Here is a 23,110-nt window from a genome sequence, read left to right as displayed (position 1 = left end):
AAAATAACCATAATTTCGGAATTCCCAATATCAGATAACAGCTCTTTAAACTTTTCAAGTTCAGAAGGTATTGCATTATTCATACCCTTGAAAAAGAAGAGGAGAGGTTAAACGAATTGATTTTTTCAAAATGCAAAAGATTATAAAGAAAAGAAAAAACGGAAATAAGAAGAGGTCAAAAGAGAAGCGAGAAAGAGGAAAATAGGAAAAGAGTTAAAACGGCAAACCCGCTTTAGCTCGTTTCATGCGTTCTTCCCAATCTTTTTCTGCCAATTCATTAATGGTTTCAAGCTCTTTCAATTCTTCAGAAGAAAGCTTAACATAACCCTTAATTTGGAACATGGCATTAAACGGTTCAGAATACACAAAAATCACTCACTGAATTCTTTGATGGTATAAACTTCTACGTCCCTGTATAAATCCGTTTTTATTTCCATTTCCCGAACTTGCATTTTGAAAAGATATAAGAAATGCCACGCGGACGCAAGATCTCATATTCTGCATTATCAATAAAAAGAGCAGGCATTTCAGGCGTTAAATACAATTGAAGAAGAATCGGATGATCCGGATTTGTATAACTCAAAGCATTTTCCGCCCGCAAGCTGAAACTTCCATATGCATTTTCAGTAAAAGACAATTTGGAAGAAGATTGAACAGGAGATTGAGTTGAAAGGTCAAAAGGAAGCCAATTTAAATTATCCAGGCCCCGAAAAGCAAATCCGAAAGAAGGAAAACGGCTTTTAGAGATAGCGGAATCAATATTAGAAATGTCGGTGCATACCAATTTTTGATCGCAATCACCCAGAGATTCTAAAAAACCATCATACCTGCAACATGAATTCATAATATAGCAATAAGATTTATTTTTCCAATTTGGAGGAATTTCAATACTCCAATTGTTTTTTTGGATATTATAAGAATGAATATCCTGATAATGACCGATTGAAATTTTTTCTTCATCGGTTAAATCGTTTCTGGAATAACAAGACTTTAATACAATATATTCGGCAGATTCTTCTGCAATATAATTTGGAAACGAATCATAAAAAAGATTTGGATAAAGAAAACCTGATTCTGTCATAAAATTCTCATAATTCGAAAACGAATTAAAGAAATCGAAAAAACTGAAAACGAAAACATTATCAATAAGATAAAAAACGTCAAACAAAAAAAGACTAAATCAGAACTAAGAACACTAAAAGAAAAATGAATAGAATAAAAAAGGAAACGAACTCAGTCGTCGCCTTTCTTTTGGAATCTGCGAATCACGTCGCGAATTAAAACAATGTCTGCTGCGGTGACAACCCAGCGGTACGGGATGATAATACCATCGCCTGCGACGTCAAAAACGTCGGTATTAATATAATTTGCAACGATTCCGGAAACGGATTGGCTTTCGACATCAATGATTAAATCAACGACTTTGCCGACATAAATACCGTTGACGGTATAGATGTCAAGTCCGAAAAGTGAAGTCAGTTCAGTACGCATATTTTCTCGCCTTTGAATAATGTGTGAAATAATTAAAGAAATGTGAATGAATGATAAAGTATAATATGGGAATACAATATAAATTATTTGTTCGCTTTTATATCTTTTGACGAACAAACCTCTTTTCTGAATTTTGTTTTAAATATCCGAAATCGAATCTCAGCCGTTTTATTCAATTTTAAACTGAACGGTTGTAAATACCGGCCCGCGAACATCGATTTTCTTATTGTTTCCGGTCATGTAACGCTGTCCGAGATCAGTCAATTTCATGTTAACTTCGGAAAGCATCTTCACCATGCGAACACGTGATTCGTGCTCGGTTGCGCCGGCCAAAACAGCTTCTTCAGCTTCTGCCGCCGCTGCCGCCGCAAACGCATTGACAAACGTAAATCCTGTTCTTGCCGAATGATTTTCAAGCGCCTTTTCCCACTTCTTTTGATTGGGAACGCCGAGAAGATCACCATTGTAAGCGACCACTTCATTAAACGTAGCCGGCCCCGCAAGCGATGTATCAGATTCGGGCTCGACAACAGAAACCGTAACGGTTTTACCGCACAACTCTCCGCTCCAAATTTCAAAAGAGCAGGGACCTGCTTCTTTGCCGTACTGTCTGAAACCTTCAACAATCGCGCCGGCGATTTCTCTTCCGGCATCGGTTTTCGGAGTTTGGATCAATTCCACTTGGCGCGCCAATTCGGAATCTTCCATTTCCCAGTCACCGTATTGTGAAAACTGCGGATACGTCATGTAACGCATGTCTTTGGCGTCGTAAAGAATCATTGCCAAGCGCTCAACACCGAGCCCGAGATTCATGACCGGCATCGGAATGTTGTATTCGGAAAGCGCGGGCGCGGCATAAATGCCGAACGTGGCCACTTCAATCCAGCCGTCACTGTATTTTGTATTCGAGCCGTCAAGTTTCGGATGATAAGCGTAAACTTCAATTTGCGTATCGGGCGCGTAATATTTGCTGCGCTTGTTGTCGGGGCGGAACATGAATTTTTCAAACCCGAATTGAGAAAGCAAACCTTCGGCAACCATTTTACCGTGGTCAATGGTGACGTTTTCATCCATGATGACACAGGATGCGGAATAATAAGTCATGAGGCGGGAGGCGTCTTCCTGTTGTTCGCGGCGGAAACAGCGGTCAATTGAAAAGAGAGAAAACGGCGGCTCATTGCGTTCAAGAAGTTCGGAAAGGGTGATAAACCAGCCGCTTGTCATGTGACTGCGAAGCGTTTTACTCGTGCCTTCCGGTTTGAGTTCTTTGAATTCGGGGAAAACTTTGTCGATGAGCTCGGTCACGAAAACGTCAGTGACATTGAGCTGCTCGGCAAGCTCCGACACCAAATCGTCGCCTTCAATCGTTCCTTTTTTGTAAGCGTGAAGCACTTTTCTGATAATTTCAATGCCGTCATCATCAATTCCGACAATAATTTCTTTGATTTTACGGATACGCTCATCGGAAATTCCGACATTCGGTCGCGGTAAGCCGGCCAAATAGAAACAGCGGTCCAAAACAGCGGGTGCTTCGTCGCCGAACTGCTTGTAAATGTCGCGCTCTTCAACGATGAGCGGGTTCATGTATTCGGCAAAACCCATGCGCATATACGCTTCTCTCAGTTTTTGGATTGTTTCATAAACGGGATGCGGTTTTCCGAAGACCGGTTTCAATCGCGGATAACTTTCTTCAAGCGTGTTCTTTTGGATGAATTTTCCCGATTCAATCCACGCTTTTTCAAAGTTTTCGTTTTTTTCCCGACGAACTTGTTCCGGATCAAATTTCATAATTATGTGCCTCAATATGTGAATAAAATATAATTTGTAATTTAAGAATCTAAATTCATTTCAGAATAATAAAGATTCCCCACTTTCGAATTCTCTCATAATCCGAGACTGAATGAAACGGTTGCCCCCGAGATGAGAACGCCCGCGGCAAACCCGAGAATTGCGCCCGTATTCAAAAACGGCAAACCTGCTTGCGGATTCCCTTTTGAAACAACATACATCAAAACGGCAAAGCCGACAAATGTACCAATCATTGTAAACAAGGAAGGCATGGAAACCAATCCGTCGTGTTCGATGAAATGATTGGCTGCAACAACAAGCAGCGTCGGAATGACAGCGTCACCGAGACCCATGAAAAGCGCGTCTGATTTTTTCTTCTTCTTTTTAATTTCAGCGGCAGGATCAGCGACTTCGGAGTCGGCTGATTCGGTGTTGATTTCTTCAGAAGATGTTTCACTTTCTTCATCGTCGTCGTCAGAGAAATCCTCATCGATGTAAGAATAATCCCACCGCTTCGGAATCACAAACAAAATCGGCAATTTCAAATCCATCATGCCGTTTGCCAGCGTCAGCATGTGTTTGGTTTTGTAAACGGAAATGAAATCGTAAATGAGCAAACCAATCATCAAAACAATAATCGGAACGTAAGAGAGAGAAACACCGATCACGGCACAGGCGCCGATTGAAATCATCAGGCCGGCAAAGTCAATAATATACCATTCCGGATATTTGTAAAGCAGAACCGCAAAAGCGATGGCGGCAACAACTGCAAGAAGGAACGTGAAAGTCGTTAAGCCGACGGCTTTGTCTAAAAGTGCCCTGAAAACGTAATAAAGCGTCATGGCAATCGCAGCGTAAATGATACCGCGGATGATGAAAGTTTTATTTTTCTTAATCAAAAAAATAATCAGTGCCGTGAATAAAATCAGCATCACGATGTAATAAACCGAATACCCCACACTTTCCGGATTATCAAGCGGCGGTTGGCTCGAGATGTAATCGGTTGCAGACAGCCACAGCGATCCGGCCTGAACAATCAAAATAAAGAGCCCCATAATGAAATACGGAACTAAATTTTCCAATTTTTGAGTCAATGTCAAAGGGGATTTTTCGGTGCTCAAGAAAGAAACCTCATCAATCAAATAAAAATAAATAAGAAATAAACACAAGATACGGAACTGCTGCGGATTTTGATTTGAAAAACGAAATCGACATACAGAATTCAGAATAACAATATTGGGTTAATGTTTATATACTTTCGTAAACTCTTTTATATCAGATACGGCATGCCTTTTGCGAAATGTATATAACCCAAACAAACGGCGCCTCGCAAAACGGATTTTAATTATATTATTTAAATTGATTTTCACAACACACATTTATTCAGATATTAAAGAACAGGTGAGTACCTATGGACACAAAAGACATCATTGCTTTTCTCCTGATTGAAATCGCCACACTCGTCATGGCGTACGCATGGCTTCAAAGATTTGTTTACAACCCTTACAACTGGGTCATCATTTTCTGTCTTCTCATCGTCGTCGGCGTTGCAGCATACATGATTTTATCCGTCAACAGCCGTCTCAATGAAATTGAAGAAAGAATGGAAAGCCGCGACAAGTCCATTCGCGTCAGCATTATGACCGTTGAAGCAGACTTGGAAAACCAGCTCCAAAAACTCAACAGCAACGTTGAAAGCGCTGTGACTGAGATTAACAGAAAGCGTTTCATTTAACTGAAAACGCTTTACACTTTTCATTTTCTCTTTTTTTATGTCAAAACTATTTTAACATCTTCAGCGTTTTTTTGCCATGCTGAGCCTTCGCGCGCGAAACGGCCAAATTTTCAAAAATTGAAAAAACAATCTGCATTTTTTAACAAAATAAAAAATCAAAAATTGAAAAATCAAAACCTTTTTACACATCTTCGCCGTTTTTTCTGCTATGGAATCATTTAAACAAAACGCTGTCGTTTTCGATTGTGCCGGAACGCTGGTTGAAATGTATCGGGTCACGAAGGACTTGGAAACCGGAAAAATCATGCACGACGCCGACAATTTAAAACTTATTGCCGATTCAGACGGGAGAGGTTTGATTATTATGGATGCGCCGCTGGATTTGGTGCAGAGTCAGCCGCCTGAGAGATTGCTCTCGGACTTTTTGAGAAAAGAAAAAATTCCGTTCGGTGTGGCTTACGCGACAAAGGGATTCAACAGCGGCGACATTTCACGCATTCTTTTGAATGACCAAACGACAATGGCTGAATTTTTGGAAACGAATCGGGAAGCGACAGCTTTTTTTGAAGACATTATTTACGAGGTTTTCGGGTTTGTCGCGGATTCGAAGAAAGATAAAGTGACGCACGCAATGAGCACGGGCGGCAAACTTTTTGACACAGCGAAAGACGTTGTTGAAGCGGCAAAGGAAAACTGTGACATATTTATCGTATCGGGAGACGATTATGCAAATTTGAACCGCGTTGCTGACAGACTTGAGATTTCAACGGAAAATGTGATCGGACTTTGCAATGATACAAGAAAACAGGAAATCGTTTTTGATTTGCAAAACCATTACCCGAAAGTAATCATGATCGGCGACGGCCTCAATGATATGCTGGCGCTTCAGGCAGCCGATTACGGTATTTTGATTAGCCGCAGCAATTACCACACGCCTAACGAACTGAAAGACGCGGCAGATGATATTGTTGACGATTTGGGAGAATGCGCCGACCTTTTACAATCATATATATTAGAATAATTCTGTTTGTCATTATAGAATACATAGACTTCTGTAACGTTTATAAAGAAAGAATCTAACATGAGATACAATTTATTTTAAAATTTTTTAAAAAATCTGTAAAAATAGAAAACTGCCTTTTCAATATTGCAACGGTAGCAGTATAGAAAATTTGCAAGCTCAGGAAAGGAAAAAAGAAGCTTTCAAAACAGATGAATACCAGGAAAGGATAGTTGAGAATTATGTCTGCTTTCATTGAAGTGAAAAACCTGTCCGTTGATTTTGACGGCAAATTTGTATTAAAAAATGTGAATTTAACGGTTGAAGAGGGAGAAGTTATTGGCATTCTCGGGAAAAGCGGTTCCGGGAAAACAATTTTGATGCACGTTTTGAGAGGAACGGAAGCCATCGGAAATGTGACGGGAGAAGTTTTGTATCACGTCGCCCGATGCGAATGCTGCCACCATGTGGAATTCCCGAGCAAAATCGGCAAGAAATGCAATTGCGGCTGCAACGGCAAGTACGAACCGTTTACGATTGACTTCGCGTCCGCCGGCTTGCACGACGAAGGCCGAAAAGATGTAACAAAACGCATCTCCATCATGATTCAGAGAACGTTTGCGCTTTACGGCGACGACAGCGTTCTGACAAATATTTTAAACGCGCTGAATGAAGTCGGCTACAAGGGAACCGACACGGTTAAAAAAGCGGCGGATTTGCTTGAAGAAGTCAATGTTTCCCACCGCATGCTTCACATCGCCCGCGAATTGTCCGGCGGCGAAAAGCAACGTGTTGTTCTCGCCCGTCAGCTTGTCAAAGAGCCGCTGCTCCTGCTGGCCGATGAGCCGACCGGAACGCTTGACCCGATGAACGCGGATTTGGTTCACAAAATCCTGATGAAAGCGGTCGATACACGCGGTATGACCATGGTGATTACATCCCACTGGCCGGAAGTTATTTTGGAACTGGCGCACAAAGCCGTATTACTCGACGGCGGCGAAGTTGTCGACAGCGGAGACCCGAAGAAGATTGTTGACAAATTCATGGAAGATTATGTTGAAATCAAAACGGAGAAACCGACTGAATTCGGCGAGCCGATTATAAAAATCGAAAATTTGACAAAGAAATATGTATCAGCCGACCGTGGTGTTGTCCGCGCGATTGACGATATTTCGTTTGAAGTTTACGAGCGCGAAATTTTTGGTTTGATCGGCGAGAGCGGTGCCGGAAAGACGACAACCTCAAAAATTATGATGGGCATTGTTCCGCCGACAAGCGGCGAAGTAATGGTTCGCGTCGGCGAAGAATGGGTCGACATGGCTGTTCCCGGCGTCAACAACAAAGGGCGCGCGACGAAATATATGGGTATCCTGTATCAGGAATACAGTTTGTATCCCCACAGCACCGTAATTGAAAACTTAACGGAATCCATCAGCTTGGACCTGCCGTACGAACTCGGCATCCGCAAAGCGATTCAAACACTCAAAATTGCCGGATTCAGCGAGCAGAACGCAAAAGACATTCTGAATAAACAGACATTCGAACTCAGCGAAGGCGAAAGACACCGCGTCGCAATGGCGCAAGTGCTCATGAAAGAGCCCAATATCGTGATTATGGACGAGCCGACCGGAACAATGGACCCGCTGACACGCGCTTCTGTGACAAATTCGATTTTAAACGCCCGTGAAAAACTCGGCGAAACGTTCGTGATTGTGTCTCACGACATGGATTTCGTTCACGAAGTTTGTGACCGCGTGGCATACATTAAAAACGGCAAGCTTGAATCCATCGGCGACCCGCATGACATTGTTCCGAAATTGATGGAAAAAGAAAAGCCCAAGAAAAAGGACGACAAAGAAAAAAAGGCGGCCAAAGACGAAAAGAAAACAAAGTCAAAGCCCGCGTCAAAATCTAAAAAATCCGACTCTTCCAAAAAAGCCGAAATCGGCAAAGCGGAAGAAAAGGCGGCGGAAAAAGAAAATATTGATATTAATACAGACGGCGGCTGCGTTTAATTCGGCTGCCGGAGAATAAAAACAAATCCAACCGGAGAGGGAATGGTGGCATCCAAAATCAACGTGACAGTCAACGGAACCGTGCATTCGTTTAAGGAAGATATTACGCCGGCTGAAGTGATTGAAAAAACAGGCGTTCCTTACACCGAAGGGGCAAGCGTCTGTATTGTCAAAAAGCAAAAAGAAGAGGAAAAAACTCAAACAAAAGAGTATATTCTTCAAACGAACAAAGGACCGCTGGTCATCGAACTGAAAGATCCGTCTTCACTTTCGTCTCAAATTTGGATCAACTCATTTGAAAAACTGACACCTTTGCCTATTTTAATGGAAAGTTCCGACGCGATTTCATTCGGCCCGTTTGAAACGGAATATAATTTTGTCCGCGGCAGCAAACGTTACCGCAAATATGAAATTGTATTCAGCGCAGGTGGTTTTGACACTTCCAAAACCACGCTGATTATTTCAAAGAAGGATCATTATGCCGAATACGGCGTGCCCGAAGACGGTGTTTTCGCAACGCTCATTGCCGGCCGCACCAATTTGGATCAAATTGACAAAGGCGACGTGATTGAATCCATTACGCCTTACATTGAAGAAAAAGAAGCTTACGGCGACGGTTATTGTACAACGGATTTGTCCGTTCCGCTCAAAGACGGCGACCGCTTAATTACGGCGGCTGAAATTGAAATGTCACCGCATTCGCCGCAAGGAACAGAAACATTTTTCGCAATTATTAAAGACGGAACTTACACCGTTGACGCAACGGCAAACGCTTTCAGAGCCGATGAAACGCTGAAAGGGGAACCGTGCGAATATGAAAATTTTGAACCGCGCAAAATCGGCGCCGTTTGTTTGAGAACGGCCGGAACCGGACGCGGTCAGGCGTATATTTCAACCGCGAACCGCGCGTCCAGTCTGCTTCACTCGGTTGTCGGTCACGTGACATCAGGAATGGAGCTGGCGTATTTTGCCAAACCCGGAGACAAGTTTACGGTTGAGACCGCACCGCCGCGCCTTTTGCTGCTCGGCCATGACATCGGCGACTCCAGGGAGTTGCTGACCGCGCTCGGCATAAAAATGAAAGTGGACGGCTTTGGCGGAGATGACAACGTGATTGTCGCGCAGTCACCGGCAACCACGATTGAAATTTTAAGAGAAGGCGAAGTAACGGTGACAACCGTTCCGAAATCCAAACTGATTGAAGTTGAATTTTATTATGATGACGCGCCGAAAAGCGTTGAATTCTTCCGTCATTCCATTGATTTGAAAACACAGCCTGTCGGATCTCTTCCGGTTTCAATGGTGTATGACGAGACATTTATTTTCAAAGCAGTCAAGCAGGCTGAAAAATACAAAGAAATTATGCCTGAAAACGTGCCGAAAGGAAGTGTCAAAGCGCATGATATCGGTATTACAAACCAGTCGGCCAAAAGAATGGGATACATCGGCGTCCGTCTCGCGGATGAAACGATGTTCGGCCCGACCGGCGAGAAATTTGAAGCAACAAATATCATCGGCCGCGTTTTGAATCCGGAGAATTTGAAGAATATTGAAGAAGGCGATGTCATTTATATTCAAGAAATCAATGCCCGGAAAACAGAACAACCGCACGAATCAGAAGATGAAATGCCGGAGGAGGCGGAAGAATGAGCAGCGAAATCGCAAATGAGACATTCAAAAATAAGAATGTGAAAAAACCGCTTTCGGGACAAAAAGAAATTACGAAAATTGTTGCCGTCAGCTCCGATAAAGTGCTTCCGGCAGACGCTGCGCAAGCGGCTTACGCATCCGGATATCCGGTGACGCTGAAAGAAACTTGTTACGGACTGGTGATGACCGGAACAGAAGAAAACGTGAACGCCGTCATCAAAATTGTTCAGGATTTGGATAAAAATCATATTTTTGTTAAAGACCGCGGATTCCCGGCAGGTGACCCGCGCCGCTGCCGCGCAACGCGAAACGGCGGACAGCGCCCCGGATTTTATACGCTTCACGAAGAGATTTCAAAGATGGGAACCGTCGGCGAAGCGCTTGATAATTATGAAGCGGGCGTTGAAAAGACAGAAGCGGAATGGCCGACGCGCCTGAATTCATTCAAGATTGAAGATTACATAACGGCAGAACTTGGCAAGAACAAGAAAAAGCCTGAAATGACGCATATTGTCACGGATCGGATCGCCGCCAAAAAAGCGGAAGCGGACAAGAAAAAAGAGCCTGCGAAGAAAACGGCCAAACCCGATGAAAAGAAAACGGCAGCAAAAAAGACGGCTGCGAAGAAAACAACTAAAAAAGAAACAACGGCCAAAAAGAAGTAACGGCTGATTCAATTTATCATTCAATAAAATAGAAGGAAAAAACAAGAGGTGGATACTTTGGTGAAAGTTTTTATTTACCCCACAAACAGCTTTATTTTGGCCGATCTGGTCACGCGCGCAGGCCATGAGCCGCTGGTTATAATGAACCAGGTTCGCGAAAAAGTCACATCGCTCAGCGTTGATTCGCCGCCGCTCAATATTACGCCCGAAGACCCGAATCTCGGATTAAAATACGCAGCCATTGAAGTGCCGGCAGGCGTTCGCGGCCGTATGTCTTTGATGGGACCGATGGTAGAAGAAGCGGAAGCAGGCATTATTGTTGAAGATACGCCGGCCGATTTCGGCTGTTCCGGTTGCAACCGAACCAATGAATTGGTGAAATATTTGGCCAGAACAAATCTCGACAGAAGCAATGTTTTGGAAATTCGTTATCCGACAAATGAAGATCAAATGCATGACTTTGTTTACACGATTTTGGAATTTTTAGAAACGCTGCCGACTGGTTCTGAAACAAAAAAAGGCGGTGACAAGAAATGAGCAAAGCCAAACCTTTGAAAATGGCAAACGCCGGCGAAGAAAAATTATGTTTGGATTCCGAGCCGCCGAAAAACTTTGAAGGCGGACCGGAAACAAAACCGACCAAATCCAAGCAGGCCAAGCCCGAAGCGAAAGTCAAAATCGCGCTCGTTTCCTGCGGAACGGAATACGGCGGCGTTCAGCCCGCTTTTGAAGAAGCAGCGGCAAAAGTCAACGCTGAATTCATTTATCCTGAAATCGACATCAAGTCCCTTGACACAATCGGCAAGGATTTCGGCATTGAAGCGGCCAGCGGTGACCTCAGACTCATGATGGCACGCGCGCAAGCTGTCGTTCGCGGCGAAACCATTGCAGACGGCGTTTTTGTGACGACTTGTTTCAGATGCGCAGAAGCGGCAATTGTCAGAAACGAAGTTCGCCGATACATTCACCAAAAATCAAACATTCCTGTTATCAGTTATTCATTCACCGAGCAGACCGATGCCGTTACGCTTTACACACGTTTTGAAGCGCTGACAACCATTGCCAAGCGCCGCCATTTGTTGGCACGCGAAGTGCAGCACGGAATTACAGCCGGCATCGACTCGGGATCGACGACAACCAAAGCCGTCATCATGAAAGACAACAAGATTATCGGCATCGGCTGGGGCCCGACAAATGAAGTTTTGGACAGCGCCGAAAAAGCGTTGGTTCAGGCTCTTGAAATGGCAAAAATCGACCGCTCCGAAATTCAAGCCATGGGAACCACCGGTTACGGCCGCTACCTTGTCGGTGAGCATTACAATGCCGATTTGATTCAGGAAGAAATCACAACCAACTCCAAAGGCGCCGTTTATTTGGCGGATGTTCAAAAAGGACCTGCTACCGTCATTGATATCGGCGGCATGGACAACAAAGCGATTTCCGTTGAAGACGGCATTCCCGGAATGTTTACAATGGGCGGCATTTGTGCCGGCGCTTCCGGCCGTTTCTTTGAAACCGTCGCCAAACGTTTGAATGTTGACATTACCGAACTCGGCGACCTCGCCATGAAAGGGTTGCAGGAAAACGTCAAGATGAACAGTTACTGTATCGTTTTCGGAACGCAGTCCCTTGTCAATTCGCTTGCCAAAGGCGCGCTTCCAAAAGATGTTGCCGCCGCTGCCTGCCGCAGTGTCGTGGAACAGATTTATCAGCAGCAGCTTCAGGAAGTTGATGTGAAGGAGCCGGTCATTTTGGTCGGCGGTTCTTCTTTGATTAAAGGCGTTCCGCGCGAATTGAGCAACTTATTGAACGTGAAAGTGATTGTTCCTGAAAATTCACACCTCATCGGCGCCGTCGGTGCCGCGCTTTTGGCATCGGGATTCGTGGAGGAGTAATCATGAATATGGAACCGCTGGAGATATTTACGGTATATTCAGCCGTTGAGTCGGAAGCGGCCGTTTATCGCGATATTACGGCTGACGTGATGTCTGACCTTCGCCTGGCTTCCGCTGTCGGGAGAATCAGAGTTGAAATATATCCCGCCAAATCCCTTTACATGATGACGGCGATTCTTCGCGATGTGGAAATGCCGATTCGGATTTCAGATATGGCAACCGTTGAAACGTCATACGAAAACGGTGAGGACTACGTCAAAATTACGATTGACCGCGAAAAATACATGCCGGATTTGACGCGTTATTTGTGGGATAAATACACGCCTGCAAACGTTGTTCAGGCAGACCGCTGGACAATTTTGGTCCGTGCCGAGGATTCCAAAAAAGATGCGGCAGACCTTCCGGCGCACATCATTGCGAATCCGTCTAAAAATCTGCACGCGGATATGGTTGAATTTTCAATCCGCGCTGTCCCCGAAGGATTCCGTGTCCGTTATCATACATTTGAAAACAATGAATTCACGTTTATCGCCTCTGAAGACATCATTGAACCGAACCAATTGAATCACGCAAAAAAGATGATGGACGAGTTAAGAAGTGCTGTTCCCGATGTGACGGAGACGAAAAATGCGGACGGCAAAGAAAAGCGTGAAGCGAGAAACAGAGCAGAAAACACAGAGGAGGAGCAGTAATGGGAACGGTTTACGAGCCTTATGTTTTCAACGGCGGCGTTTACAAACACGGCCGGATTATTGAACTTTTAGAAGATGTCGGCGGCTATTTGGTCAACAAAATGATTACGATTACGGAAGTCACGATGGACATGGTGATTCCCGAAGACGATGTGCCGCTGATAGAGGAACTTGCGAAAAAACAGCTCGGAACGCTGACAAAATCACCGCTGACAGGCGTTGAAATCGCTGTCGTCTCCCCGACACTTGCTTCCCACCACCTGCCGCATTCGGCCTGCGATATCGCGGAATATTTGCGCCACCCGGGTGCGAAAACGACGATGATCGGATTGGCGCGCGGCATGGGACGCCGTGTTTCACTCAATGATGATTTTGAGCGCAAACTGATTAACGAGCATGACATCGCGCTTTACTGCCTGGGATCGTTTAAAGATTGTATCGTCAACAAAAAGCCGCGCCTTTTTGAAGGCGTTGAGGTGCCGATTGTCGCAACCGGCGGCCCTGAAGACATTGATGTTGAAGAAATCAACGGCGCGGATATGTATATCGGAAGCATGGGTCGTTTGTCTCACAGAATGCGCAGCACGAATGAAATCAATGCGCTTGACACGATGAATGATCGCGTGGCCGAACTTGTGGAAGAAATGCGTCGGAGACAATCAAAAGATCCGCCCGCTATTTTGCCCGCGCGCGCGATGAAAGAAATCGAGAATCAAATTCCCGAAATCGGCAAATCTCTTGCGCCGTCACCGCTCGTTTTGAAAATATCGGGCGTTCGCGTGAAGCTGCCGTATGATTTGTTCCATGAACGCGTCAGAAATGTTGAATTTGACGAAGGCCCGAAGCTTGGCGAAATTGCCGACATCACACGGTCGAAAATGAATGATTATATTTTGGTTCAAATTAAACCGAAATCGGAAGTCGGGTTTGAAATTTGAAGGGTGGTTCGATGGACAAATGTTTTAACAGAGAAAAAGATGCACATGAAATTCGGGAAAAAGAATTCATATGGGAAGGACCGTTTTCATGGCCAGGATATAAGGATAAAACGGGACTGGATGAAGTTCCCCTTAATAAGTCTGGAATTTATTTATGGACTTTTGAATACAAAGATAAAAAAAATGAATATATAATCTATCTGGCAGGTGCTGCTCGTACATTTAAAGCAAGATTTTTGACAGATCAATTTAATCATCAGACTTATTTTGAAAATGGATGGTATACAATTTTAGATGTAGAATTTGCCAAAAACGGAGAGCGAGAAGAGATATGGAGCGGTTGGCCTAATGCAAAAAAACCTCCCGAATGGATACATGACTCAGAAATAATCAAAGAGATCGAAAAAGAGTAGGATATGGAAGAACCTATTTCGAATGAATGTATTGAAAAAATATGGTCAAAATATAACTATAAAAATAGTGAATTCAAAGAAATATTAAACAAATATTTAGGAAAAAAAGAAATTGAAGAAATATTAATCAAACATTTAAAAAAAGTTGATTACAGGTATGCAGAATATTTGATAAAATTCAAATCTGGTAAAATTAAATCTAAAACAGGTTTAGAAATAGATTTAAACAAGGCTCTTGAAAATCAATTACGTTCAATGCGTATATTTGTAGCAGAAGAAACGGATGAACGTCTTCGATATCGAATGGAAGCTACATTAATGCATGGGATTTATTATTCAAAAGAACCTTGGTCGGAATTAGCAGACAGAGGAATGAGTCTAAACAATGTCAGGTTCAATAATGAACTGCCCGTTCTTGCAATAAATTCCTATGAAAATAAAAACATAAAAATACACGGCTTATTTGACGAATAGGAAATATAAGCATTACAAAAACGATTATATATTCCCTATTCCGTTTTAGCATATCAATTTCTAAATTTATAGAGTATAAACGGTTTTAGAAATATTATAACGCTTCACGGAAGCGTATTTACATTCATCACATCATTTTTCAGAAGGTTAAATCTGATTTTTGGAGGATTCATAAATGAAAGAACAAGTTGAAATGAAGGAATTAAAAGAAGGCAGATACGTTATCATTGACGATGAAGCCTGTGTCATTAAAAGCATTGCAAAATCCAAGCCCGGAAAGCACGGCGCAGCAAAAGCGCGTGTTGACGCAATCGGTCTTTTTGACAACTCCAAGCGTTCCATTGTCGGCTCCGTCGCAACAAAAGTTTACGTTCCGATCGTCGAGAGAAAAACCGCACAGGTTTTAACAATCACCGGCGATGTCGTTCAATTAATGGACCTCGCCGAATTCAACACTTTTGAAATTCCGCTTCCGGACGAATACAAAGAACGCGTTAAGGAAGGCGAAGAAGTTTCTTACTTGACCGCGCTCGGCAAAATTAAACTCGATTTGAGAAACTGAGGTTTCTCATATCATTTTTACATTTCTTTTTTCGCGGTTATTACCCCGCCCCGTATTTGTTTTATTAGGTTTTCACATTTATTTTACATTCACTTTTACAGATTAGGCCAAACCATTTCCTTTATATACCTAAAGTCTCTTTTGAAGTTGCCAATTAAAATGCTATTCTTATTATTCTGATTTCGTTTTCGAAATCAGGCAACTTCTTTGAAGGAACGGTTCATCAAACAGATGATAACTCTCAGGCGTATGCTATGGCTGCATGACGCTTTTGCTTCAAACAAGTTTTATTAAAATTGAAGAAAACAAATTTTGTTTTCAGGCTTATGAACTTTGAGTCACAGCTTATTCAATTTTTCAGATCATCACTCGTGTTCATCACGTTTTACGCATTAAATCAATTTAAAATCAAATTAAAAATTAAATAAATCATTCCAAAATATCTCGGAAGAAAAAATTATGGCAAGAAAACAACAAAAGAAAGTGGACAGCTGGAAAGAAAAGAGATGGTACAACATCGTTGCGCCTGAATTTTTAAACCGCACCGTTGTCGGTCAAACAATCGCATCCGACCCGGCACTTCTCCCCGACCGTATCATTGAAACAACCGTCGGCGAAATGTCCGGTGAAATGTCCAAGAACAACATCAAAATGAGATTCAGAATCATCAGCGTTAACGGCGATGTCGCTGAAACCGTTTTCCTCGGTCACCACTTGACAAACGACTACCTCCGCTCCATCGTGAAGAGACAGACTTCCAAGATTGACGCAATTTTGACCGTCAGAACCGCAGACGGCTACATCGTTACAATCAAACCGACCTGCTTCACCGTGAAGAGAGCAAGAACCAGCCAGATTAAGGCCATCCGCAACATGATGACAAGAATCGTCGTCAGACGCGCTGTCAAAACAAACTTCGAAGACCTTGTCCAGGAAATCGTTACAGGAAAGCTTTCCTCCATGGTTTACAAACAAACCAAGAACATCTACCCCTTGAGAAGAGTCGAAATCAGAAAGACAGAAGTCGTCAAGACCCCTGCTCAGCGCAGAGTTCCGAAAGTTGCTGAAGAAGAAGTTGCGGCCCCCGCAGAAGCACCCGTCGAAGCACCGGTGACCGAAGTCGCAGAAACCCCCGCAGCTGAAGAAGTTGCAGAAGCTGTTGAAGAAACAGCAGAAGAATAATTTAAATTAATTTCCAAGAGAACCAAAGCCCGTAATAACGGGCTTGTTGCCCCTTTTTTTGATTTTTAAAAAAAATAAAAGATTTAAAATTTAAAGATTTTTTTTGATTTGAATCTTAAATATCTAAATCTTAATCTCAAATATCTAAGTCTTAAATATCTAAGTCTCAAATATTTTAATCTTAGATTTTTAATCTTAGATTTTTATTTGATATTGTTCATTTTAAATTGTATTTTTAATGATTATTAAATGATTAAAAACACTGAGCTTATGCTTTGTTTTCACTTTTGTCGTATTTGAAAACACGGTAAACAAGAGCTGCCAACGAACCGCCGATGAGCGGTGCGATGATGAAAACCCAGACTTGCTGAAGTGCGAGGCCGCCGATAAGCAAAGCGGGCGCCAAACTTCTGGCGGGATTCACAGATGTTCCGGTGAGCGGAATGCCCATGATGTGAACGAACACAAGTGTTAAACCGATAACAATTCCTGCGATTGCGCTTGTTTTCTCGTTGTCTGTGACGCCGAGAATCGTGAAAACGAAAACAAAGGTCAAAATAATTTCAACGATGATTGCGCCAATCATGCTCAATCCGACGGCAGATGCTTCGTCAAAGCCGTTTTGGCCCAAACCTGTAACTGCAAATCCGCCGAGGTCGGCAGAATTGATGATGAACGCCAAAAGCGCAATACCGACAATCGCCCCAATGACTTGGAAAACGACGTAGCCGACAAAGTCTTTCGGAGACAAGCGTTTGTCAATAAGCATTGCAATCGAAACGGCGGGATTGACATGGCATCCGGAAATGTTACCGATGACGTACGCCATGGCAACAATTGAAAGACCAAAAGCCATTGCAATCCCGAAGGTTCCGAGAACAGAACCTGCAATTGCCGCGCTGCCACACCCGAAAAGAACCAAAACCATAGTTCCGATAGCTTCGGCAATGTATTTTTTAATAGAATTCATAAAATATTCACTCCTCATTAAAGACATTCATCCGAGTTTAATATCGAATATTAATATTGAATAGAGATTCGAATAATGTCTGAGGATTACATGCCATCGAATGGATATAAATTTTTTACTACGGATACCTTAAAAGAAATTATTTTTATTCGAATTATTCAAAAAATAAAAAACATTCAAAAAATAAAAAATATCCAAAAAACAAAAAGCTCTTTAATTTCAAGACTTTACCCTTTTCAGCTGCTGAAAAATATCCTTAAATATGATAACTCCCTTTAAAGCCAAAAGCTTAAGGAACATTATTTATGAATTTTACAAAAGAAGAAATCCTCGGTGTTCTGGATACATACGATTTGGACAACATTACGATTGCCACAATCTGTTCTCACTCCAGCCTTCAGATTTTTGACGGTGCTCGCAAAGAAGGTTTTAAGACGCTCGGGATTTGTTTAAGGGCTCCCCCGAAATATTATGACGCTTTTCCGTTGGCCAAGCCCGATGAATTTTTGGTTCTTGACCGCTACGATGAACTTTTGGACAAAGTCGAAGAACTGAAAGCCAAAAATGTAATTATCGTTCCGCACGGCTCTTTTATCGCATATATGGGAACCGACAAATTCGCGCAGCTCGGCCTTCCGACATTCGGCAACCGCAATGTTTTGGAATGGGAATCTGACCGCAAAAAAGAAAGACAATGGCTTGTCGGCGCCGGCATTCATATGCCTGACGTGATTGAAGATCCGAGAGACATTGACGGCCCCGTGATGGTTAAATACGACGGCGCGCAAGGCGGCAAAGGCTTTTTCATCGCCAAATCCTACGAAGACTTTTTGGAACACATTGATGATACCAAAACGTTCACGATTCAAAGATTCATCACCGGAACACGCTATTATTTACACTACTTCTATTCTCCGATCAAAGAAGACGGTTACACGCTCAGCAAAGGCACTTTGGAAATGCTCAGCATGGACCGCCGCGTCGAATCCAATGCGGATGAGATTTTCCGCCTCGGCTCTCCGAAAGAATTGATGGAAGCAGGCATCATTCCGACATATGTTGTGACCGGAAATGCCCCGCTTGTCGCCAGAGAATCCTTATTGCCGCTCATCTTTGAACTCGGCAGCCGCGTCGTTGAAGAATCGCTGAAGAAATTCGGCGGCATGATCGGTCCGTTCTGTTTAGAAACCGTTTTCACCGATGATTTGGAAATCAAAGTGTTTGAGATTTCCGCAAGAATCGTTGCCGGAACAAACCTTTACATCTCAGGATCGCCGTACGCGGATTTGGTTGAAGAAAACCTGTCAACCGGCCGCAGAATTGCCAGAGAAATTAAAACGGCAAAAGAGATGAACAAATTAGACGAAATTATTTCTTAAAACCACAAAGGTGAATATGGATTCATAAATTCGAATTTATAAATTCAAATTCACATTCTTCCTTTAATTGCTCTTTTGATTGAGAAGTACATAACTTCCAATCCGCTTTTCTTTTTTATTTTTTTTAACAAGCCTCATTTTATTGTTTTTTAAAACAGTCCTCACTTATTGTTTTTTAAAACAGTCCTCTGTTTTCGATAAATGAATAAAATGTTGCGGCTCGCGCGCGGCGTTGCCGGTGGCGGCAGCGGAAACTCAAACGGCAGGTAGCAGCAGAAACTCAAACGGCAGGTAACAGTGCCCACGTTCGCGCAAGCGAACGGATGTGATAAGAAAGAGCAGATGCACACAACAACGAAAACCGGACCGACAGCAACGAAAAACCAGATTGATCGCAACACAAACCTGATTGGCAGCAACACAAACCTGACAAACAGCAGCAGAATAGAATCAGATTCGAAAAACGTTTGTTTGATTTTGCTGTATCAGTGGGGTACGAATCCGAAAATTTCCGATTCCTCGCTTCATTTTACTCAGCTCGGAATCGTAAATTAGCGGGCGGTTGTTTGGGGTTTAAATTTTTAAAAAAGGCATACATCCGTTTTTCTTAATTTTTGAAAAACGAACGCCGACTAAACCTTAAAATAAAACCGGCGTTTTGTTTTTGGATTTTAACGGGCGTTCGGATTTTAGTAATATTTGAATAAAACCGATGTATCGTTTCGCTCAAAAATCAGGGACTAAAAAGCCGATAAGGTAAGAAAAATTAAGATGTGTAAACCAAGAACAAAATTAACAAGTAAAAATAAAAAGCATAAACAAAAAGCATAAACAAAAAGCATAAACAAAAAACATAAACAAAAAACATAAACAAAAAGCATAAAACGAAAAGCGATTCAAAAAGCATAAAACGAAAAACGATTCAAAAAAATAAGAGAAAAATGAATTGTAAAAATTCATTTTTCAATACATTTCTGCTTTTACGTCTTTATCTGAAGAAAGACAGGATGAAGAAAATGAAGGATTCAAAGAATCCCATCCTCTTGACATTTTCGTCTTCTTTAACGAATCCTTCAGCGGGTTCGGCAGGTTCTTCTTCGGGCAAAGGATCAATCGGTTTTTCAGGAACGGTAATACTTCCGCTTCCGTAAGAACTGCCTGATCCGCCTGTTTTCGGGCCGGGACTTCCGGATTTCTCGTAGTTCCAGTTCGCTTTCAGAGTCATGGATTCTGTGACAGGGTCATCAAAGTTCCAAGCCTTGCCGTCTGTACCGACCCAAGTCACTGAAACCGTGTCATCGGGCATGACATAGCCGAATGATTTGGACGAATACTCTTCAGGCTCAAGAATCGTTTCTCCGGATTTCACGACAATCGAATATTGGTTCAATTCATTGCCGATGTTACCCAGAATGAAGACACTTGAATTTGCGTCAAATGTAACAACCCGCATTAATTCATCGCTCCAGACAGCGTACAATGTGAAGTCAGGCTCTTGAACAATAAAGTTCTCAAAGTCCCAAATTCTGTTGTCTGCCGTGACCCAGTAGACCACTTCAGCACCATCCTTGGACGGAACTTCAGGTACAGTCAAATATTCACCGGAGTTCACAAGCGTGGATTTGCGTGTGTGCCCGTCAGCAAATTCGCCGGTTGTGGCATCGAATGTAACTTCGATATCACCTTGAGAGTCCCAAACAGCGAACAAGTAGGTCTCGATCTTGTCGATTTTAATTGTACCGCCGGCAGGGATTTCATTTCCGTTCTGGTCAACCCAGTGACTGAATGAAGCGCCTTGGTTGTAGACATTTGCTGCTGTCTGGTCCAAAACAACATAGTCTTGGTCGTGCGTCAATCTGAACTTGTGCGCAGTTGCGTATTCAAGCTTTGACACGCCTTCTTCAAATTGGTCAGCGACGCTGATGTCATTGAAGTAGTAGACACGGTGGCAAACAGATTCCCAGTACGGTGCAAGAACAACATTGCCGTTGACAATCATCGTATCGTCTTTTGCATAAGTTGAACCGGCAAAGCCTTCTGTAACATCAACCCAGTGACTGACTTCATAGAATTCAGCAGTCAAGCCGAGCTCTCCGACAGTCAAAATGGCGTAGGCATCTGTTGCAGGAGTGGAGTCCGTATACACAACATTACCTTCGAGATCATCGAGGTATGTCACCGTGAATTTCGCGATTTCAGGCGTCCAGACAGCTGTCAGATACATATCAGTTGCAACGCCGATCCGATCTCCCGGATTGAATATTGCTTGAGATGTGTCTTCCCAGTGTGAGAAAACGTATCCTTCTTTTGCCGTGAAGCCGAAATCTTCAGTTGACAAAACGATATGGTCAAGACCGTATCCGACGTCGCGCGAGTCGGGGTCGCCGATTCCGAAGTCTCCCGGAGCATAGACAACCACCTTACATCTTTCATCCGGAGCCCAAACCGCCGTCAAGGTAACATTTTCCTTGATTGTGATGATATCACTTACAGCGAACGGTGTGCCGTTACCGGCAACCCATCCGGAGAAGAAATATCCGTCCTGAGCCGTGAATGAAACGTCTTTTTCGGATTTGACAACATAATCGACGTTGTAATCCAAACCGCCGTCTGTTTGCGCGGTTCCGATTCCGGCACCCGGCTCATATGTCACCGTGTATCCGGTCTTGGGAACCCAAACAGCCGTCAATGTCTTGCTTGAAACGAATTCGAACTTGGAACCCGGATTGAAGATGTTATCCGTATTGGATTCTCTCCATGTGCTGAACACGTAGTCATCGTTCGTCGAGACAATGCCGGTTTGTTCCAATGTCAAAACCGTATAATCTTCGCCGACAACAGGTGTTTTGTCAGGGTACCAGCCGCTTCCGTAATCACCGGACACATAGGTCACTGAATTACAAGCTGTTGTCCACACAGCCGTCAAAGTCTCGTCGCCGGTAAGATGTGCACCGATTGTGAGAAGTTGGTCGGGACTGTATGTCGTTACGCCGTCAGAAGCCAACCAGTGTGAGAAACTGCAGCTTTCATCAAGTGGCAAGAAGTTGAGCGGTGCATCATACGGGCTGCGGACAGTGTATTCGGAGTCGCTGTAGTAGAGTGTATCACTGTAACTGCCTCCGATACCTTCGCCGCTCAAATAAGTGACCTTGAATGAGCCGTCATCCAATTTCCACATTGCTTTAAGATTCAGGTTTTCCTTAATGGTCACCAAATCTGCCGGCTGATATCGTGTGTCTCCGGTACGGTCAGAGAGATCCATCCAGTAGTCAAAGACATACAAATCGGGTGCCTCGATGTTAACATTGGTCGGTGATTTGACCTGATAGGAGGAATCGTATTCCACCATATTGTCAGCATAACCGAGTCCGGGGCCGTTGTATGTGCCGTCTCCCGGATAGTATGTTACAACGTAACAGTTCGAAGCGTCCCAAACAGCAACCAATGTCAGGTTTTCTGTAATGGTTATCTGCTCAGGCGTACGGTATTTCTTCGTGTCGCTCGGGTCCTCATTCACCCAGTAGGAGAAGTTGTATCCGACCTTAGAAACACCGGCAGCATCTTTAGACAAGATGTTGTGTGTGTCACCGTAGTTGAAATCAGGGACGGTAATTCCGCCGACTCCGCCTTCTCCGGGCTTGTAAGTCACCGTGTAGTTTTCTTCAACCCACATCGCCGTCAATGTAACATGACAGTCAACGTCGAGTGTTGCTCCCGGCTGGCAGGTGTTTTCAATTGCTTTTCCATCCGGATCAACAATCCAACAGTGCAATCTGTAGCCTTCTTTTGAGATACCGACATCTACACAGCTCTTAACGAGATATTCTCCGAGAACATCGGAGTCAATGTGAGCTGCGTTTTCACCGACATCGGACAGGTAGCTGACAGTGAATCTGTTTTGCGTTTCATCGTACGAGGCGGTGTAAACAGCGTCTTCGGTGACTGCAACAATCTCGGGCGTCCAGCCGGCAAACGTGTAGGAAATACCGTTTTCGTCAGCGCGGACAGGGTCGGCGAGCTTGTAGGAAGGCATGTCGTTGAAGTTGTAGATTTCAACATCAAGTTCGGTGCCGTCATAGTCTTTCCAAGTGACGGTGTAATCAATCAGAGATTCATCGTACGAGGCGGTGTAAACAGCGTCTTCGGTGACTGCAACAATCTCGGGCGTCCAGCCGGCAAACGTGTAGGAAATACCGTTTTCGTCAGCGCGGACAGGGTCGGCGAGCTTGTAGGAAGGCATGTCATTGAAGTTGTAGATTTC

23 protein-coding genes are annotated in these 23,110 nt (G+C 43.5%); 16 read left to right on the top strand and 7 right to left on the bottom strand.

What is annotated here, in order from left to right; translation table 11 throughout:
* Positions 1–213: 213 nt before the first annotated feature.
* The 5 genes from C7391_RS08285 to C7391_RS04515 form a co-directional block, all read right to left on the bottom strand.
* Positions 214–366 (bottom strand): hypothetical protein, encoded by a 153-nt coding sequence (locus C7391_RS08285; protein WP_166627405.1) that lies wholly within the window; start codon positions 364–366, stop codon positions 214–216.
* A gap of 61 nt (positions 367–427) precedes the next feature.
* Complete coding sequence (locus C7391_RS04530) at positions 428–1,081, bottom strand: ADP-ribosyltransferase (protein ID WP_133517372.1); 654 nt, start codon at positions 1,079–1,081, stop codon at positions 428–430.
* A gap of 152 nt (positions 1,082–1,233) precedes the next feature.
* A complete protein-coding gene (locus tag C7391_RS04525; RefSeq protein WP_133517371.1) occupies positions 1,234–1,491 on the bottom strand; it encodes a PRC-barrel domain-containing protein in 258 nt (85 codons plus the stop codon).
* A gap of 168 nt (positions 1,492–1,659) precedes the next feature.
* Positions 1,660–3,279, bottom strand: coding sequence for an O-phosphoserine--tRNA ligase (sepS, locus tag C7391_RS04520; protein ID WP_133517370.1), 1,620 nt, complete (start codon positions 3,277–3,279; stop codon positions 1,660–1,662).
* 95 nt (positions 3,280–3,374) lie between these two features.
* A complete protein-coding gene (locus tag C7391_RS04515) occupies positions 3,375–4,400 on the bottom strand; it encodes a presenilin family intramembrane aspartyl protease PSH (RefSeq protein ID WP_223610998.1) in 1,026 nt (341 codons plus the stop codon).
* Positions 4,401–4,690: 290 nt separating this feature from the next.
* Here C7391_RS04515 and C7391_RS04510 point away from each other — a divergent pair, with 290 nt between their 5' ends.
* The 13 genes from C7391_RS04510 (at position 4,691) to C7391_RS04450 (ending at position 16,500) form a co-directional block, all read left to right on the top strand.
* Positions 4,691–5,014 carry a hypothetical protein gene (locus tag C7391_RS04510; RefSeq protein WP_133517369.1) on the top strand — a complete coding sequence of 108 codons (324 nt, stop codon included), beginning with the start codon at positions 4,691–4,693 and terminating at the stop codon, positions 5,012–5,014.
* A 208-nt stretch (positions 5,015–5,222) separates the two neighbouring features.
* The gene (locus C7391_RS04505) at positions 5,223–6,035 is read left to right on the top strand and encodes an HAD family hydrolase (protein WP_133517368.1); all 813 of its coding nucleotides are present in this window, start codon (positions 5,223–5,225) and stop codon (positions 6,033–6,035) included.
* A gap of 221 nt (positions 6,036–6,256) precedes the next feature.
* Complete coding sequence (atwA, locus tag C7391_RS04500) at positions 6,257–8,029, top strand: methyl coenzyme M reductase system, component A2 (RefSeq protein ID WP_133517367.1); 1,773 nt, start codon at positions 6,257–6,259, stop codon at positions 8,027–8,029.
* Positions 8,030–8,071: 42 nt separating this feature from the next.
* Positions 8,072–9,679 (top strand): methyl-coenzyme M reductase-associated protein Mmp3, encoded by a 1,608-nt coding sequence (mmp3, locus tag C7391_RS04495; protein WP_133517366.1) that lies wholly within the window; start codon positions 8,072–8,074, stop codon positions 9,677–9,679.
* Complete coding sequence (locus tag C7391_RS08450) at positions 9,676–10,344, top strand: methanogenesis marker 6 protein (RefSeq protein WP_208107062.1); 669 nt, start codon at positions 9,676–9,678, stop codon at positions 10,342–10,344. The genes mmp3 and C7391_RS08450 overlap by 4 nt, the downstream gene beginning before the upstream one ends.
* A gap of 57 nt (positions 10,345–10,401) precedes the next feature.
* A complete protein-coding gene (locus tag C7391_RS04485; protein WP_133517365.1) occupies positions 10,402–10,881 on the top strand; it encodes a methanogenesis marker 5 protein in 480 nt (159 codons plus the stop codon).
* Positions 10,878–12,239, top strand: a complete 1,362-nt coding sequence (locus C7391_RS04480) for a methanogenesis marker 15 protein (RefSeq protein ID WP_223610997.1) — start codon at positions 10,878–10,880, stop codon at positions 12,237–12,239. The genes C7391_RS04485 and C7391_RS04480 overlap by 4 nt, the downstream gene beginning before the upstream one ends.
* A gap of 2 nt (positions 12,240–12,241) precedes the next feature.
* Positions 12,242–12,931, top strand: coding sequence for a methanogenesis marker 17 protein (locus C7391_RS04475; RefSeq protein ID WP_133517364.1), 690 nt, complete (start codon positions 12,242–12,244; stop codon positions 12,929–12,931).
* Positions 12,931–13,869 (top strand): methanogenesis marker 7 protein, encoded by a 939-nt coding sequence (locus C7391_RS04470; protein WP_133517363.1) that lies wholly within the window; start codon positions 12,931–12,933, stop codon positions 13,867–13,869. Before C7391_RS04475 ends, C7391_RS04470 begins: the two co-directional genes overlap by 1 nt.
* Positions 13,870–13,880: 11 nt before the next feature.
* The gene (locus C7391_RS04465; RefSeq protein WP_133517362.1) at positions 13,881–14,282 is read left to right on the top strand and encodes a hypothetical protein; all 402 of its coding nucleotides are present in this window, start codon (positions 13,881–13,883) and stop codon (positions 14,280–14,282) included.
* Between the two features lie 3 nt (positions 14,283–14,285).
* Entirely contained in the window at positions 14,286–14,756 is a 471-nt protein-coding gene (locus C7391_RS04460) for a hypothetical protein (RefSeq protein ID WP_133517361.1), read from the top strand.
* Positions 14,757–14,931: 175 nt separating this feature from the next.
* The gene (locus C7391_RS04455; protein WP_133517360.1) at positions 14,932–15,318 is read left to right on the top strand and encodes a translation initiation factor IF-5A; all 387 of its coding nucleotides are present in this window, start codon (positions 14,932–14,934) and stop codon (positions 15,316–15,318) included.
* A gap of 459 nt (positions 15,319–15,777) precedes the next feature.
* Complete coding sequence (locus C7391_RS04450; RefSeq protein ID WP_133517359.1) at positions 15,778–16,500, top strand: 30S ribosomal protein S3ae; 723 nt, start codon at positions 15,778–15,780, stop codon at positions 16,498–16,500.
* 268 nt (positions 16,501–16,768) lie between these two features.
* Here the strand turns inward: C7391_RS04450 and C7391_RS04445 are convergent, their stop codons facing one another.
* The gene (locus C7391_RS04445; RefSeq protein WP_208107061.1) at positions 16,769–17,470 is read right to left on the bottom strand and encodes an MIP family channel protein; all 702 of its coding nucleotides are present in this window, start codon (positions 17,468–17,470) and stop codon (positions 16,769–16,771) included.
* 75 nt (positions 17,471–17,545) lie between these two features.
* On the opposite strand from C7391_RS04445, the gene C7391_RS04440 reads away from it, so the two are divergent.
* The 3 genes from C7391_RS04440 to C7391_RS04430 all read left to right on the top strand — a co-directional run bounded on the left by C7391_RS04440 (position 17,546) and on the right by C7391_RS04430 (position 19,404).
* Positions 17,546–17,749, top strand: coding sequence for a hypothetical protein (locus C7391_RS04440; protein ID WP_133517358.1), 204 nt, complete (start codon positions 17,546–17,548; stop codon positions 17,747–17,749).
* A gap of 26 nt (positions 17,750–17,775) precedes the next feature.
* On the top strand, positions 17,776–18,849 hold the full coding sequence (locus C7391_RS04435; RefSeq protein WP_133517357.1) for a formate--phosphoribosylaminoimidazolecarboxamide ligase: 1,074 nt from the start codon (positions 17,776–17,778) through the stop codon (positions 18,847–18,849).
* Between the two features lie 342 nt (positions 18,850–19,191).
* Complete coding sequence (locus C7391_RS04430; protein ID WP_133517356.1) at positions 19,192–19,404, top strand: hypothetical protein; 213 nt, start codon at positions 19,192–19,194, stop codon at positions 19,402–19,404.
* Positions 19,405–19,837: 433 nt separating this feature from the next.
* Here the strand turns inward: C7391_RS04430 and C7391_RS04425 are convergent.
* On the bottom strand, positions 19,838–23,110 hold a 3,273-nt coding region (locus C7391_RS04425; protein WP_166627404.1), incomplete at its 5' end, for an InlB B-repeat-containing protein.

The sequence above is a fragment of the Methanimicrococcus blatticola genome (genome assembly GCF_004363215.1).
Taxonomy (GTDB): Archaea; Halobacteriota; Methanosarcinia; order Methanosarcinales; family Methanosarcinaceae; genus Methanimicrococcus; species Methanimicrococcus blatticola.
The sequence above is the reverse complement of the archived record's forward strand: the minus strand, read 5'-3'. Positions and strand labels throughout refer to the sequence as shown.

Coding starts and splice junctions, on each gene's coding strand:
- C7391_RS04530 (WP_133517372.1), bottom strand. CDS start 1,081: ATGACAGAATCAGGTTTTCTTTATCCAAATCTTTTTTATGATTCGTTT.
- C7391_RS04525 (WP_133517371.1), bottom strand. CDS start 1,491: ATGCGTACTGAACTGACTTCACTTTTCGGACTTGACATCTATACCGTC.
- sepS (WP_133517370.1), bottom strand. CDS start 3,279: ATGAAATTTGATCCGGAACAAGTTCGTCGGGAAAAAAACGAAAACTTT.
- C7391_RS04510 (WP_133517369.1), top strand. CDS start 4,691: ATGGACACAAAAGACATCATTGCTTTTCTCCTGATTGAAATCGCCACA.
- C7391_RS04505 (WP_133517368.1), top strand. CDS start 5,223: ATGGAATCATTTAAACAAAACGCTGTCGTTTTCGATTGTGCCGGAACG.
- atwA (WP_133517367.1), top strand. CDS start 6,257: ATGTCTGCTTTCATTGAAGTGAAAAACCTGTCCGTTGATTTTGACGGC.
- mmp3 (WP_133517366.1), top strand. CDS start 8,072: ATGGTGGCATCCAAAATCAACGTGACAGTCAACGGAACCGTGCATTCG.
- C7391_RS08450 (WP_208107062.1), top strand. CDS start 9,676: ATGAGCAGCGAAATCGCAAATGAGACATTCAAAAATAAGAATGTGAAA.
- C7391_RS04480 (WP_223610997.1), top strand. CDS start 10,878: ATGAGCAAAGCCAAACCTTTGAAAATGGCAAACGCCGGCGAAGAAAAA.
- C7391_RS04475 (WP_133517364.1), top strand. CDS start 12,242: ATGAATATGGAACCGCTGGAGATATTTACGGTATATTCAGCCGTTGAG.
- C7391_RS04470 (WP_133517363.1), top strand. CDS start 12,931: ATGGGAACGGTTTACGAGCCTTATGTTTTCAACGGCGGCGTTTACAAA.
- C7391_RS04465 (WP_133517362.1), top strand. CDS start 13,881: ATGGACAAATGTTTTAACAGAGAAAAAGATGCACATGAAATTCGGGAA.
- C7391_RS04460 (WP_133517361.1), top strand. CDS start 14,286: ATGGAAGAACCTATTTCGAATGAATGTATTGAAAAAATATGGTCAAAA.
- C7391_RS04455 (WP_133517360.1), top strand. CDS start 14,932: ATGAAAGAACAAGTTGAAATGAAGGAATTAAAAGAAGGCAGATACGTT.
- C7391_RS04450 (WP_133517359.1), top strand. CDS start 15,778: ATGGCAAGAAAACAACAAAAGAAAGTGGACAGCTGGAAAGAAAAGAGA.
- C7391_RS04445 (WP_208107061.1), bottom strand. CDS start 17,470: ATGAATTCTATTAAAAAATACATTGCCGAAGCTATCGGAACTATGGTT.
- C7391_RS04440 (WP_133517358.1), top strand. CDS start 17,546: ATGTCTGAGGATTACATGCCATCGAATGGATATAAATTTTTTACTACG.
- C7391_RS04435 (WP_133517357.1), top strand. CDS start 17,776: ATGAATTTTACAAAAGAAGAAATCCTCGGTGTTCTGGATACATACGAT.
- C7391_RS04430 (WP_133517356.1), top strand. CDS start 19,192: ATGCACACAACAACGAAAACCGGACCGACAGCAACGAAAAACCAGATT.